The sequence below is a fragment of the Mycobacterium avium subsp. avium genome, assembly GCF_009741445.1.
Classification (GTDB): domain Bacteria; phylum Actinomycetota; class Actinomycetes; order Mycobacteriales; family Mycobacteriaceae; genus Mycobacterium; species Mycobacterium avium.
Map to the genome: position 1 here is coordinate 4,031,939 of NZ_CP046507.1, position 13,817 is coordinate 4,045,755.

Annotated in this window: 11 protein-coding genes; 7 read left to right on the forward strand and 4 right to left on the reverse strand. The window is 71.7% G+C overall.

What is annotated here, in order from left to right; genetic code table 11:
- Positions 1-113: 113 nt before the first annotated feature.
- The gene (locus MAA44156_RS18765; protein ID WP_009978860.1) at positions 114-719 is read right to left on the reverse strand and encodes a class I SAM-dependent methyltransferase; all 606 of its coding nucleotides are present in this window, start codon (positions 717-719) and stop codon (positions 114-116) included.
- A 17-nt stretch (positions 720-736) separates the two neighbouring features.
- On the opposite strand from MAA44156_RS18765, the gene MAA44156_RS18770 reads away from it, so the two are divergent.
- Positions 737-1,201, forward strand: a complete 465-nt coding sequence (locus MAA44156_RS18770; protein ID WP_009978861.1) for a tRNA (cytidine(34)-2'-O)-methyltransferase — start codon at positions 737-739, stop codon at positions 1,199-1,201.
- Positions 1,202-1,257: 56 nt separating this feature from the next.
- Here the strand turns inward: MAA44156_RS18770 and MAA44156_RS18775 are convergent, their stop codons facing one another.
- On the reverse strand, positions 1,258-1,905 hold the full coding sequence (locus MAA44156_RS18775) for a nitroreductase family protein (protein WP_009978862.1): 648 nt from the start codon (positions 1,903-1,905) through the stop codon (positions 1,258-1,260).
- A gap of 119 nt (positions 1,906-2,024) precedes the next feature.
- The gene (locus MAA44156_RS18780) at positions 2,025-5,306 is read right to left on the reverse strand and encodes an error-prone DNA polymerase (protein WP_009978863.1); all 3,282 of its coding nucleotides are present in this window, start codon (positions 5,304-5,306) and stop codon (positions 2,025-2,027) included.
- A 171-nt stretch (positions 5,307-5,477) separates the two neighbouring features.
- Here MAA44156_RS18780 and MAA44156_RS18785 point away from each other — a divergent pair, with 171 nt between their 5' ends.
- A complete protein-coding gene (locus tag MAA44156_RS18785; RefSeq protein WP_009978864.1) occupies positions 5,478-6,803 on the forward strand; it encodes a wax ester/triacylglycerol synthase domain-containing protein in 1,326 nt (441 codons plus the stop codon).
- 43 nt (positions 6,804-6,846) lie between these two features.
- Positions 6,847-8,022, forward strand: a complete 1,176-nt coding sequence (gene otsB / locus MAA44156_RS18790) for a trehalose-phosphatase (protein ID WP_065370819.1) — start codon at positions 6,847-6,849, stop codon at positions 8,020-8,022.
- Here the strand turns inward: otsB and MAA44156_RS18795 are convergent.
- A complete protein-coding gene (locus MAA44156_RS18795) occupies positions 8,019-8,885 on the reverse strand; it encodes a MaoC family dehydratase (RefSeq protein ID WP_003874377.1) in 867 nt (288 codons plus the stop codon). The genes otsB and MAA44156_RS18795 overlap by 4 nt on opposite strands.
- A gap of 95 nt (positions 8,886-8,980) precedes the next feature.
- Between MAA44156_RS18795 and MAA44156_RS18800 the strand changes: the two genes are divergently transcribed.
- From MAA44156_RS18800 to MAA44156_RS18815, 4 genes are all read left to right on the forward strand, one after another.
- Positions 8,981-9,694 carry a histidine phosphatase family protein gene (locus MAA44156_RS18800; RefSeq protein WP_023863167.1) on the forward strand — a complete coding sequence of 238 codons (714 nt, stop codon included), beginning with the start codon at positions 8,981-8,983 and terminating at the stop codon, positions 9,692-9,694.
- 87 nt (positions 9,695-9,781) lie between these two features.
- Positions 9,782-11,809, forward strand: a complete 2,028-nt coding sequence (locus MAA44156_RS18805; protein WP_029248598.1) for an SDR family oxidoreductase — start codon at positions 9,782-9,784, stop codon at positions 11,807-11,809.
- Between the two features lie 45 nt (positions 11,810-11,854).
- Complete coding sequence (locus tag MAA44156_RS18810) at positions 11,855-12,601, forward strand: 2OG-Fe dioxygenase family protein (RefSeq protein WP_033715475.1); 747 nt, start codon at positions 11,855-11,857, stop codon at positions 12,599-12,601.
- A 13-nt stretch (positions 12,602-12,614) separates the two neighbouring features.
- Entirely contained in the window at positions 12,615-13,655 is a 1,041-nt protein-coding gene (locus MAA44156_RS18815; protein ID WP_009978873.1) for a nucleoside hydrolase, read from the forward strand.
- Positions 13,656-13,817 lie beyond the last annotated feature (162 nt).

Sequence of the window (13,817 nt, forward strand, 5' to 3'; positions counted from 1 at the left end):
GTATGACAGCCCGCGGGCCAGGCCACCAGAATCGTCACTGAGCAGACAGGTCCCTCCAAGGTGGCGCCGCCCGGCCGTCGTCGGCCCTGGCAAACACCGCGGCGGGCGGAAGGTCAGGCCGGGCGCAGCACGGCGACCAGGAAGTCGGAGTCCTCGGTGAACGGCCGCAGGTCCCAGCTGGACAGCAGCAGATCGGGGGCGAACCCGGCGTCGGCCGCGTCGTTGAGGAAGTCGGTGAACTCGTACTCGCGGTAGGCGCCGAAGCCGATCGCGGCGCGGCCGTCGGCGGCCAGGTGTGCGCGCAGCCGGCTCAGCACCAGCACACGGGTGCTGGGCGCCAGGAACGTCATCACGTTGCCGGCCGAGACGATCACGTCGAACGGGTCGGTGATGCCGCGGGCGGGCAGGTCGAGCTCGGCGAGGTCGCCGACCAGCCAGCGCGGCCCGGGATGGTCGTGCTCGGCGGCTTCGATCAGCGCCGGGTCGACGTCGACGCCGACCACCTGGTGGCCGGCCGCGGCGAGGTAGCTGCCCAGCCGGCCGGGTCCGCAGCCGGCGTCGAGGATGCGGGCGCCCCGGGGCGCCATGGCGTCCACGAACCGGGCCTCGCCGGCCAGGTCGTCGCCGGCGCGGGCCATGGCGCGGAAGCGCTCGATGTACCAGTGCGAATGCCCGGGATCGGCAGCGACCTTCTGCATCCAGATGCTCTGCTCGACCATGCGACCATTATCGCGTTGTGTTCAAGCTGATGTTCGTCTCCCCGCGCATCGCCCCCAACACGGGCAACGCCATCCGGACGGCGGCGGCGACCGGCTGCGAATTGCATCTGGTCGAGCCGATGGGCTTCGACCTGTCCGAACCCAAGCTGCGCCGGGCCGGGCTGGACTATCACGACCTCGCCTCGGTCACCGTGCACGCCTCGCTGGCCGCCGCGTGGGACGCGTTGACGCCGGCCCGGGTGGTCGCGTTCACCTCGCACGCCCCCGCGTCGTTCGCCGAGCTGCGCTACCGGCCGGGCGACGTGCTGATGTTCGGCCCCGAACCCACCGGGCTGGACGCGGCCACGCTGGCCGACCCGCACGTCACCACCCAGGTGCGCATCCCGATGCTGGCCGGGCGGCGCTCACTGAACCTGTCCAACGCCGCGGCGATCGCCGTCTACGAGGCGTGGCGGCAGCACGGCTACGCCGGGGCGACCTGATTTCATCGCGGCGTCCCGCTTCGCCCGGCTGCGCCGCGCTTGCGATCGCCGCGGATTCACCAGCTGTCCCAGTGCGTGACCTGCTCGGCGGGCAGCCGCTTGGCCGGGCGGAAGTCGGTGCCCTTGGTGTAGGCGATCGGGAACAGCCCGCCCTGGCTGTAGCGGTCGTGCGGGATGCCGAGCAGCTCGGCGGCCTGCTTCTCGCCGTCGTTGATCAGGTGCAGCGTGGTCCAGCAGGTGCCCAGCCCGCGCGAGCGCAGCGCCAGGCAGAAGCTCCACGCGGCCGGGAACAGCGACGCCCAGAACGACGCGCTCAGCCCCAGCGGCGCGTTCTCCACCCGCCCCTCCAGGCACGGGATCAGCAGCACCGGCGCCTCGTGCATGTGCTCGGCGAGGTAGACCGCCGAGTCCTTGACCTTGGGCATCCGCTCGCCGCGGGTGTCGCCCTCGGGGTACTCGGCGGCGGGCAGGCTCAGGTAGGCGCGGGCGTTGGCCAGGTAGATGTCGGCGATCGCCTTCTTCTTGTCGGCGTCCTCGACGAAAACCCATTGCCAGCCTTGGGCATTGGACCCGGTGGGCGCCTGCAGCGCCAGTTCCAGGCATTCCATCAGGACCTCGCGGGGCACCGGCTTGTCGAAGTCGAGCCGCTTGCGGACCGAGCGGGTGGTGGTCAGGACTTCGTCGACGGACAGGTTCAGGGTCATGCTTGGAGACTACCGTCGGCCGACCGGCCGGCCCGTCGGTCGGCCCGCCGCCACCGAACGTGCACTCACGGTGACGTTCACGCGAAATTTTCGCCGCCAGTGCACGTTCGGCGGGCCGGTCAGCGGAAGTCGCGGGAGCGCGAGCCGACGGCCAGGGTGATGCGGCCCAACCGTTCGGCGACGACGGTGATGGCGCCGCTGGCGTTTTGCACCTGCCCGCGCACCAGCAACGCCGGCGCGGTGTTGGCCAGCTTGCGATGCCGCGCCCACACCCCCGGGGTGCAGAGCACGTTGACCATCCCGGTCTCGTCCTCGAGGTTGAGGAAGGTCACCCCCTGCGCGGTGCCGGGCCGCTGCCGATGCGTCACCGCGCCCGCGATCAGGACCCGGTCGCCGTCGGGCACCGACCCCAGCCTCGCCGCGGGCACCACCCCCATCGCGTCCAGGTCGTCGCGCAGGAACTGGGTCGGATAGCTGTCCGGGGAGATGCCGGTGGCCCACACGTCGGCGGCGGCCAGCTCCAGCTCGCTCATCCCCGGCAGCGCCGGGATGTGCGAGGACGAACCCACCCCGGGCAGCCGGTCCGGCCGCTGGGTGGCCGCCGCCCCGGCCGCCCACAGCGCCTCGCGCCGCGACATCCCGAAGCAGCCGAACGCCCCGGCGGTCGCCAGCGCCTCGGTCTGCGGCACCGAAAGGTGCAGCCGGGCGGTCAGGTCCAGCAGGGAAGCGAACGGGCCGTTGGCCTTTCGCTCCTGCACCAGCTTTTCGGCCAGGTCGTCGCCGATGTGGCGGACGGCACCCAGGCCGAGGCGCACCTCGGTGCCGGCGTTCTCCAGCGTGGCGTGCGCCAGGCTGGCGTTGACGTCCGGGCCGTGCACCGTCACGCCGTGCCGGCGGGCGTCGGCCACCAGCGACTGCGGCGAGTAGAACCCCATCGGCTGGGCGCGCAGCAGCGCCGCGCAGAACGCCGCGGGGTGGTGCAGCTTGAACCACGACGAGTAGAACACCAGCGACGCGAAGCTCAGCGCATGGCTTTCCGGGAAGCCGAAATTGGCGAACGCCTCCAGCTTTTCGTAGGTCCGGTCGATCACCTCGTCAGGGGCGCCGTGCAGCGCCCGCATGCCGTCGTAGAACCGGCCGCGCAGCCGTCGCATCCGCTCGGTGGAGCGCTTGGACCCCATGGCGCGGCGCAGCTGATCGGCCTCGGCGGCGGAGAACCCGGCGCAGTCCACCGCGAGCTGCATCAGCTGCTCCTGAAACAGCGGCACCCCCAACGTCTTTCGCAGCGCCGGCTCCATCGACGGGTGGTCGTAGAGTACCGGGTCCACCCCATTGCGCCGCCGGATGTAGGGATGCACCGACCCGCCCTGGATGGGCCCGGGACGGATCAGCGCCACCTCCACCACCAGGTCGTAGAACACCCGGGGCTTCAGCCGCGGCAGGGTGGCCATCTGCGCGCGCGACTCCACCTGGAACACGCCGACGGAATCGGCGCGGGCCAGCATCTCGTACACCGCCGGCTCGGACAGGTCGAGCCGCGACAGGTCCACCTCGATCCCCTTGTGCTCGGCCACCAGGTCGATGGCGTAGTGCAGTGCCGAGAGCATGCCCAGCCCGAGCAGGTCGAACTTCACCAAACCGATTGCCGCGCAGTCGTCTTTGTCCCACTGCAGCACGCTGCGATTCTCCATCCGGGCCCACTCCACCGGGCACACGTCGGCGATCGGGCGGTCGCAGATCACCATGCCGCCCGAATGAATGCCCAGGTGTCGCGGCAGGTTGCGGACCTGGTTGGCCAGATCGATCACCTGCGGCGGGATGCCTTCCACGTCCGGGGAATCCGCCAGCCCGCTCCAGCTGCTGATCTGCTTGCTCCACGCGTCCTGCTGGCCCTGCGAATAGCCCAGCGCGCGGGCCATGTCGCGCACCGCGATCTTTCCCCGGTAGGTGATGACGTTGGCGACCTGGGCGGCGTAGTCGCGGCCGTAGCGGTCGTAGACGTACTGGATCACCTTTTCGCGCTGGTCGGATTCGATGTCCATGTCGATGTCGGGCGGCCCGTCGCGGGCCGGCGACAGGAAGCGCTCGAACAGCAGCTCGTTGGCCACCGGGTCCACCGCGGTGACGCCCAGGGCGTAGCAGACCGCGGAGTTGGCCGCCGATCCCCGGCCCTGACACAGGATGTTGTTCTCCCGGCAGAACCGCGCGATGTCGTGCACCACCAGGAAATAGCCCGGAAACTGCAGTTGCGCAATGACTTTCAGCTCGTGCTCGATCTGGGCGTAGGCCCGCGGCGCGCGCTCGGGTGACCCGTAGCGGTCGCGCGCCCCGGTCATGGTCAACTGCCGCAGCCAGCTGTCCTCGGTGTGCCCGTCGGGCACGTCGAACGGCGGCAGCCGCGGCGCGATCAGCGCCAGCCCGAACGCGCACTGCTCGCCCAGCTCGGCGGCGGCGGTCACCGCCTCGGGACACCACGCGAACAGCCGGGCCATCTCCTCGCCGGAGCGCAGGTGCGAACCGCCCAGCGGGGCCAGCCATCCGGCGGCCGAATCCAGCGACTCCCGGGCCCGGATGGCGCCCACCGCCATGGCCAGCCGGCGCCGCGACGGCCCGGCGAAATGCGCGCCGGTGGTGGCGACGACGCCGACCCCGAAGCGCGGGGCCAGCGCGGCCAGCGCCGCGTTGCGTTCGTCGTCGAGCGGTTGGCCATGCCGGGTCAGCTCGATGCTGACCCGCGCCGCGCCGAACCGGTCCACCAGATCGGCCAGCGCCCGCGCCGCCGCGTCCGGCCCGCCGTCGGAAAGCGCTTGGCGGACATGGCCTTTGCGGCAACCGGTCAGGATGTGCCAGTGCCCGCCGGCGGCCTCGGTCAGCGCGTCGAGATCGTAGCGGGGCTTGCCCTTCTCGCCGCCGGCCAGATGCGCCACGGCCAGCTGCCGCGACAGCCGCCGGTACCCCTCGGCGCCGCGGGCCAGCACCAGCAGGTGCGGGCCGGGCGGGTCGGGCGCCTCGGTGCGCGCACTGGGGCCCAAAGACAGTTCGGCGCCGAACACGGTGCGCACGTCGAGTTCGGCCGCCGCCTCGGCGAACCGCACCGCCCCGTACAACCCGTCGTGGTCGGTGAGCGCCAGGGCGCGCAGGTCCAGCCGGGCGGCCTCCTCGACCATCTCCTCGGGCGTGCTCACCCCGTCCAGGAAGCTGAACGCGGAATGCGCGTGCAATTCGGCATAGGGAACCGACGAACGGGCCGCCCGGCCCTCGTCCGGCGGCCGGTACGTCGCGCGCCCGCGCGACAGCGGTCCGTCTGGTTCCGGGGCCGGCGACTCGCCGGCGCGGCGCGGCTTGCTGTCGAGCACCCGCTCCATCTCCGCCCAACTCGGCGGCCCGTTGAACCAGCCCACAGACCCGAGTATATCGAACTGGTGTTCGATTTAATCGCGGCCCGGTACAACCGTTGTTAAACCGATCTTCAACTCCTAAACAAGGTCTTAACGCTGCGGGGGTTACCGCGGGCGGGGCACTGGACGAATACTGGTACGGGTTCAAAAAAGCGGACACGGGCGGGACCGAGCATGGCGCAGACACTCGATACGGCGTTCCTCAAGGCCCACGATCCGGATCAGCACGCCAGCCTGGCGATCGGGGCGGTCGCCATCGTCGACGGCACCGTGCCCGACCCCGCGCAACTGGAACACCTTGTGGCAGAACGTATCCTGCCGATCGCGCGGTGCACGCAGCTGCTGCGGGCGCACCCGCTGAACCGGGAGTGGGTGGACTGCCCGGACTTCGATCTGGCCCGGCACCTGCGCCGGGTGGCGATCGCGGGCACCGGCGACGAGGCCGAGCTGTCGCGGGTGATCGGCCAGGCGCTGCGCCGGCCGCTGGACCCGGGTCGCCCGCCGTGGGAATGCTGGGTGATCGAGGGCCTGCGCGGCAACCGGTGGGCGATGTTGATGAAGACCCATCACGGCCTGCTGGACGGCAACCCGGCCGCCCGCCTGATCACCCGGCTCTGCGACGACGCCGACGCCGACATGTTCGCCAATAACGCTGCAGCACAACCTGTTTCATCCCCGACCGGCTGGCTCGACGCGCTGAGCCGGGTGTCGTCGCTGACCGGTGGGCTGCTCGGGGCGCTCCGGCTCGCCGGGCGGGCCGAGGCGGTGGCGCCGGTGCGCCGCTACGCCACGGTGCGGGTGCCGATCGCCGACGTCGACCGGGTCTGCCGCAAATTCGGTGTCAGCGCCAACGACGTCGCGCTGGCCGCCGTCACCGAGGGATTCCGCACGGTGCTGCTCGACCGCGGCGAGCAACCGCGGGCCGACTCGCTGCGCACCCTGGTCCCGCTGCCGGTCCGCTCGGCGGTACTCTCGCACCTGCCCGTCGAACACGACGACCCGGTGCGCCGGCTGCAGACCGTGCACGCCCGGTGCAACCCCGCCGCCGGGACGCAGCCGGCCGGCATCGTCGAATCGGCGATCGGACTGCTCCCGAACATGGTGCGCGGCAATCTGATTCAGCTGTTGTCCCGGCTGCCGCAGCGTGCCGTCGTCACGCTGGCCACCAACGTGCCCGGGCCGCGCCGACGGCTGCGGGTGATGGGCCAGACGCTGGAGCGGCTGCTGCCGGTCCCCCCGACGGCCACCCAGCTGCACACCGGCGTGGCGGTGCTCAGCTACGGCGACGAACTGGTTTTCGGCATCACTGCCGGGCCGGGCGACGGGTTCGACGTCACGCGGCTGGCCGCCGCCGTCGAGCTGGGCATGGCGCGGCTGGCGGCCCTCGGCGACGATTCCGTGCTGCTGTTCGCCGACCGGCGGCGCCGCCGCGCGGCCCGCCCGCCGCTGGGCCGGGTGCCGCCCGCACACCCATCGGCGCCCGGACACGCACGTCACTGACCGGCTCGGGGCGCGACCGTGCCGCCGTGAGAAGGTTTTCCTCATGGGCGAATCGGGGCCGGTGGTGATCGACCCGCGCCGCCACGACGCGGTGCTGTTCGGGGTCGGCGACGCGCTGGGCTCGGCATTGGCGAGCCAACTGGGACAGATCGGGGTGGGCACCGCGGCGTTCGCGGCGGACGACCCGGCGGCGGCGGCCGACCGGCTGCGGGTCCGCCCGGGCCGCTGCGTGGTGGTGGCCGGCGACCCCGCGGCCGTCGAGGCCGCCCGCGCCGCCGGGTTCGCGTTGGTGATCGGGCTGGCGCCCGACGGGCGCGACGGCGACGGGCTGCGCGGGGCCGGGGCCGACGCGGTGATCGCCGAGCTGGAACAGATCACCGTGCGCACCGGCGACCGCCGGATGTCGCAGCTGCCGGATGCCTCCCAGGTCCTGACCGGCGGCGCCGGCGGGCTGGCCGGTCGGCACCCGGCGGTGTTCTTCGACTTCGACGGCACGCTGTCGGACATCGTCGACGATCCCGACGCGGCCCGCCCGGTGGCCGGGGCCACCGCGGCGCTGACCCGGCTGGCCGCGCGTTGCCCGGTCGCGGTGCTGTCCGGGCGCGATCTGGCCGACGTGACGAAACGCGTTGGGGTGCCGGGGATCTGGTATGCGGGAAGCCACGGCTTCGAGCTGACCGCGCCCGACGGCAGCCACCACCAGAACGACGACGCCGCCGCGGCCATCCCGGTGCTGACGCAAGCGGCCGGGCGGCTGCGCGACGAGCTCGGCGCGATCCCGGGTGTTGTGGTGGAGCACAAGCGATTCGGCGTCGCGGTGCACTACCGCAACGCGGCACGCGACCGCGTCGGCGAGGTGGCGGCGGCGGTGCGCGCCGCGGGCCGGCACGACGCGCTGCGGGTGACCACCGGCCGCGAGGTCATCGAGCTGCGCCCGGACCTGGACTGGGACAAGGGCAAGACGCTGCACTGGGTGATCGAGCACCTGCGCCGGTCCGGGTCGGGTGCGCTGACGCCGGTCTACCTCGGCGACGACATCACCGACGAGGACGCGTTCGACGCGGTGCGCGGCGGGCCCGTCCAGGGCGTGCCAATCCTGGTGCGGCACAACGACGACGGCGACCGCGCCACCGCGGCCCTGTTCGCGCTGGACAGTCCCGCGCGGGCCGCCGAGTTCACCGAGCGGCTGGCCGATCAGCTCGAACGCGGCGAGGGTTAGGCGTACTCCACCGCGCCGTCGTCGAGCACCACCCGGGTGTTGGAGCCGTCCGGGTTCGACGCCTCGGTGCGGAACACCGCCTTGCCCGGCTCGGTGCGCCAGATCAGCGTGGTCAGCGTCTCGCCGGGGAATACCGGCGAGGTGAACCGCGACGCGATCGAGGTGATGTTGGCCGCGACGCCGCCGCCGAGCTCGGCCACCAGCGCCCGCCCGGACACCCCGTAGGTGCACAGCCCGTGCAGGATCGGCTTGGGGAAGCCGGCCAGTTCCCGTGCGAACCACGGGTCGCTGTGCAGCGGGTTGCGGTCCCCGGAGAGCCGGTAGATCAGCGCCTGGTCCTCCCGGGTGGGCAGTGCGATCCGCGCGTCGGGCTCGCGGTCGGGGAATTCCGGCGCGATCGGCCGCTGCCCGGGCATCCCGCCGAACCCGCCCTCGCCCCGGATGACCAGGGTGGTCAGCGTCTCGGCGATCAGCTGCCCGGAGTCCGGCTCGGTGCCGCGGCCGCGCAACACCAGGATCGCGTTCTTGCCCTCGCCCTTGTCCTGGATGTCGGCGACCTCCGAGACCACCGAGAGCTTGCCCGCCGGCGGCAGCGGCGCGTGCAGCCGGATGCTCTGCGAGCCGTGTAACAGCATGGCCCAGTTGAACTTTCCGACCAGCCCGGCCGCGCCGAAGGCCGGGCAGCAGATCACCGCGTAGGTGGGCAGCACCTGCTGGTCGATGCCGTGGCTGTTCTCGGTGGTGAAGGCCAGGTCGTCGACCCCGGCGCCGACACCGAGCGCATAAAGCAGGGTGTCCCGGTCGGTCCATTCGAACAGCAGGGGTTCGGTCACCGCGCCGACGGCACTCGGGTCAATCGCCATGGGAGTTCTCCTTTTCGCGGAATTCGAGAGCTTTTCTCCCGCTAACCATCGCAAACCCTTCCCAGCGGAGCCGTCGGCAGGGCAGGCTATCTCTCATGCCTACGCGCAGCATGATTCGGAAGGTCTCGGTGGCGCTGGCCGTGCTCACCGCGACGGTGACCGTCGCCGCCTGCGGCGGCTCACCGCAGGCCCGGTCCATCACGGTGACCTTCGTCCGGCACGCCCAGTCCGAGGCCAACGCCAGCGGCACCATCGACACCGAGGTGCCCGGGCCGGGTCTGTCCCCGGAGGGCAAGGGGCAGGCCGAACAGGTCGCCCACCAACTCGGCCGCAAGGACTACGACAGCGTCTACGCCTCCACCATGACCCGGGCCCAGCAAACCGCGGCCCCGCTGGCCGCCGAGCTCGGCAAGCAGGTCGAGGTGCTGCCCGGCATCCAGGAGATCAACGCCGGCTGGTACAACGGCAAACCCGAGTCGATGGCGAAGTCGACCTACCTGGTGGCGCCGGCGAACTGGCTCAAGGGCGACGTCTCCGACAGCATCCCCGGCTCGATCAGCGGCAAGGAGTTCAACGACCAGTTCACCGCGGCCGTCAACAAGATCTACAACAGCGGCCACCGCAACCCGGTGGTGTTCTCGCACGCGAACTCGATCATGGTGTGGACGCTGATGAACACCCGCAACGCCAAGGACAGCCTGATGAACACCCATCCGCTGCCCAACACCGGCCGGGTGGTGATCAACGGCAACCCGATCACCGGCTGGACGCTGGTGGATTGGGACGGGATCCGCGACTTCCGCAGCTAGCCCCCGGCCGCCCCGAAGCTCGCCGCCCAAGCTCGCTCCCCAAGCTCGGCGGTTGACGCGCGAGGCCGGCACCGCCACGATGTCTTCATGCGGTATGTCGTTACCGGCGGTACCGGGTTTATTGGTCGCCGCGTCGTCACTCGTCTTCTGCAAACCCGGCCCGACGCGCAGGTGTGGGTGCTGGTCCGCCGGCAGTCGCTGGGCCGGTTCGAACGGCTCTCGGCGCGGGGCGACACCCCGTGGGGCGACCGGGTGAAACCGCTGGTCGGAGAGCTGCCGGCGCTGGAGCTCAGCGACGAGACCCTGGCCGAGCTGGGACACGTCGACCACCTGGTGCACTGCGCGGCGATCTACGACATCACCGCCGGGGAGGCCGAGCAGCGGGCCGCCAACGTGGACGGCACCCGCGCCGTGATCGAGCTGGCGCAACGGCTCGGCGCCACCCTGCACCACGTGTCGTCCATCGCGGTGGCCGGTGACTTCCCCGGCGAGTACACCGAGGACGACTTCGACGTGGGCCAGCAACTGCCCACGCCGTATCACCAGACCAAGTTCGAGGCCGAGCTGCTGGTGCGCTCGGCGCCCGGCCTGCGTCATCGCATCTACCGCCCGGCGGTGGTGGTGGGCGACTCGCGCACCGGCGAGATGGACAAGGTGGACGGGCCGTACTACTTCTTCGGCGTACTGGCCAAGCTGGCGGTGCTGCCCAGGTTCACCCCGATGCTGCTCCCCGACACCGGGCGCACCAACATCGTGCCGGTCGACTACGTCGCCGACGCGCTGGTCGCGCTGATGCACGCCGACGGCCTGGACGGGCAGACCTTCCACCTCACCGCCGAGAAGACCATCGGCCTGCGCGGCATCTACCGGGGCGTGGCCAAGGCGGCCGGGCTGCCGCCGCTGCGCGGGTCGCTGCCCGGCGCGGTGGCCGCCCCGGTGCTCAAGGTGCGCGGCCGCGCCCGGGTGGTGCGCGACATGGCGGCCACCCAGCTCGGCATCCCCGCGCAGGTGTTCGACCTGGTCGACCTGGCCCCCACCTTCGTCAGCGAGAAGACGCGAAATGCGTTGGCGGGCACCGGAATCGAAGTTCCCGAGTTCGCCGGCTACACGCCCAGGCTGTGGCGGTACTGGGCCGAGCACCTCGACCCCGACCGGGCGCGCCGCGACGATCCGCGGGGACCGCTGTACGGCCGGCACGTCATCGTCACCGGCGCCTCCAGCGGCATCGGCCGGGCGTCGGCCATCGCGATCGCGCAGCGGGGCGCCACCGTGTTCGCGCTGGCCCGCAACGGCGCCGCACTGGACGCGCTGGTCGACGAGATCCGCGCCAATGGCGGTGCGGCCCATGCCTTTACCTGCGACGTCACCGATTCCGCGTCGGTGGAACACACCGTCAAAGACATCCTGGGCCGGTTCGACCACGTCGATTACCTGGTGAACAACGCCGGCCGGTCGATCCGCCGCTCGGTGGTCAACTCGACCGATCGGCTGCACGACTACGAACGGGTGATGGCCGTCAACTACTTCGGCGCGGTGCGGATGGTGCTGGCGCTGCTGCCGCATTGGCGGGAGCGGCGATTCGGTCACGTCGTCAACGTGTCCAGCGCCGGTGTGCAGGCACGCAACCCCAAGTACAGCTCCTATCTGCCGACCAAGGCGGCCCTGGACGCGTTCGCCGACGTGGTCGGCTCGGAGGTGCTGTCCGACCACATCACCTTCACCAACATCCACATGCCGCTGGTGCGCACCCCGATGATCGTGCCGTCGCACCGGCTCAACCCGGTGCGGGCGATCAGCCCGGAGCGCGCAGCGGCGATGGTGGTGCGCGGGCTGGTGGAAAAGCCGGCCCGCATCGACACCCCGCTGGGCACCCTGGCCGAGGCCGGAAATTACTTCGCGCCCAGGACTTCTCGGCGGGTCCTGCACCAGCTCTACCTCGGCTACCCGGACTCGGCCGCGGCGCGCGGGGTGGCCACCGAACCCCGGCCGGCGGAACGCATCGAACGCACTGCACCCCGCAAGCCGCGCCGGCCCGTCCGCGCCGTCACGCGCGGCCTGCGCACACCGCGCCCGGTCAGGCGGCTGGTGCGCCTGGTCCCCGGCGTGCACTGGTGATCCGCGCACACGTTTACCCGGGCGCGATCGCGGTACTACGGCGCGATGGTAGGCAGTGCCGGCCGGACTGACATCGATCCCGTGGGAGTGGCCGCCGAACTGGTGGCCGCGACGGGCGCGGCGGTGCTGCCCGCGCTGAGTGTGACGCGCAGCCTGGGTGTGGGCCGCGAGGAGTGGACGCGGTTCGCCCGGCACTGGGACCGGCTGGCGCCCGACCCGTATGCGGCCGAACTGGGTGTCACCCGGCTGCGCCGGTACGGCCGGTACCTGCTGCGCGACGGCGTGCTGCACCCGATGGCCCACCGGGCCTTCGCGCAGCCCGACGACTCCAATCCGCTCTATGTCGGCCAGGACCGCGACTTCGCGCCGCTGACCGACGAGTTCGCCCGGGACCCATTGCTGCACAAGGTGATACGGCTGCTGTCCCGGATCGCCGCCGCCCTCGACGAGGTCGGCGAGTGGAACGTCCAGGTGCACCCGTTCCGCATCCGGTCGGCTCCGCAGGAGTGCGGCACCGGCGGACAACCGACGCCCGAGGGCCGGCACCGCGACGGTGTCACCCTGGTCAGCTCGCTGTTGGTGGCCCGGCGCAACGCCATCGGCGGCGAGAGCGCGGTGTACGAGGCCGACGGCCGGCGGCTGCTGGCGGCGACGCTGGCCGAGCCGGGCACCCTGCTGGTCAGCGACGACCGCCGCACCCTGCACCAGGTGTCGCCGATCCGGCCGCTCGAGGGCGACGGCCCGGCCCGCCGGGACGTCCTGGTGATCACCTTCGCGTCCGGCCGGCCCTGATCGTCGCGGTATCGTGGCCGCGGTGACTCCAGTTTTCGTCGATGTCGACACCGGCGTGGATGATGCGCTGGCGCTGATGTACCTGTTCGCCAGCCCGGACGCCGACGTGGTGGGCATCGCATCGACCGGCGGAAACGTTGCGGTGGAGCAGGTTTGCGAAAACAACCTGGGCCTGCTGCAGCTGTGCGGGCTGACCGGCATCCCGGTGTCCAAGGGATCCGGGCAGACCCTGACCGGCCCGATGCGGCTGCCGTCAAAAGTCCACGGCCCCAGGGGATTGGGCTATGCCGAGCTACCGCCCAGCGACCACCGGGTCACCGACCACGACTCGGCGAGCGCCTGGGTGCGCGCCGCGCACGCCCACCCCGGGGAGCTGATCGGGGTGGCGACCGGGCCGCTGACCAACCTGGCGCTGGCGCTGCGGGCCGAGCCCGCGCTGCCGACCCTGCTGCGCCGGCTGGTGATCATGGGCGGCTCCTACGACCATCGGGGCAACACCACCGCGGTGGCGGAATGGAACATCAGCGTGGACCCCGAGGCCGCGGCCGAGGTGCTGGCCGGCTGGGGTGGCGCCGACGCCGGACGGGAGCGGCTGCCGATCCTGTGCGGGCTGGACCTGACCCGCAAGGTGGCGATGACGCCGGATCACCTGACGCGGCTGGCCACCGCCGCGGACTCCGGCACCCGCCCGCTGAGTGCCGACGACGAACCCGGAACCCGGTCGGCGGCCGCCAACCCGCTGATCCGGGTGATCGAGGACGCGATGCGGTTCTACCTGGAGGCCTATCACGACCTCGGCCACGGCTATCAGGCGCACATGCACGACCCGTTGGCCGCCGCCGTCGCGCTGGACCCCACGCTGGTGGCCACCCGTCCGGCGACGGTGGAGATCGAGTTGACCGGCACCCTGACCCGCGCCATGACGGTCACCGACTGGTCGGGTCGTCGAGAACCCAACGCGCTCATCGGGATTGATGTGGACTCGGCGGCATTCTTCGACCGGTTCATCGAACGGGTGGGGCCGTTCGCCCGCCGGGTGGGCGGCGGCCAGTGACGACGGTATCCGCGAAACGAAGGCGGGCCGTCACACGAAAATCGGCGGTTGCCGGTCACCTGCGCCGGTGACGTCGGCGGATTGTGTTTTCATGAAGATGGACGAGTGGGGGCGCGACGTCACGCGTGGACGGCTCCCGTCAAGTGAAAGGTATCGAGTGTC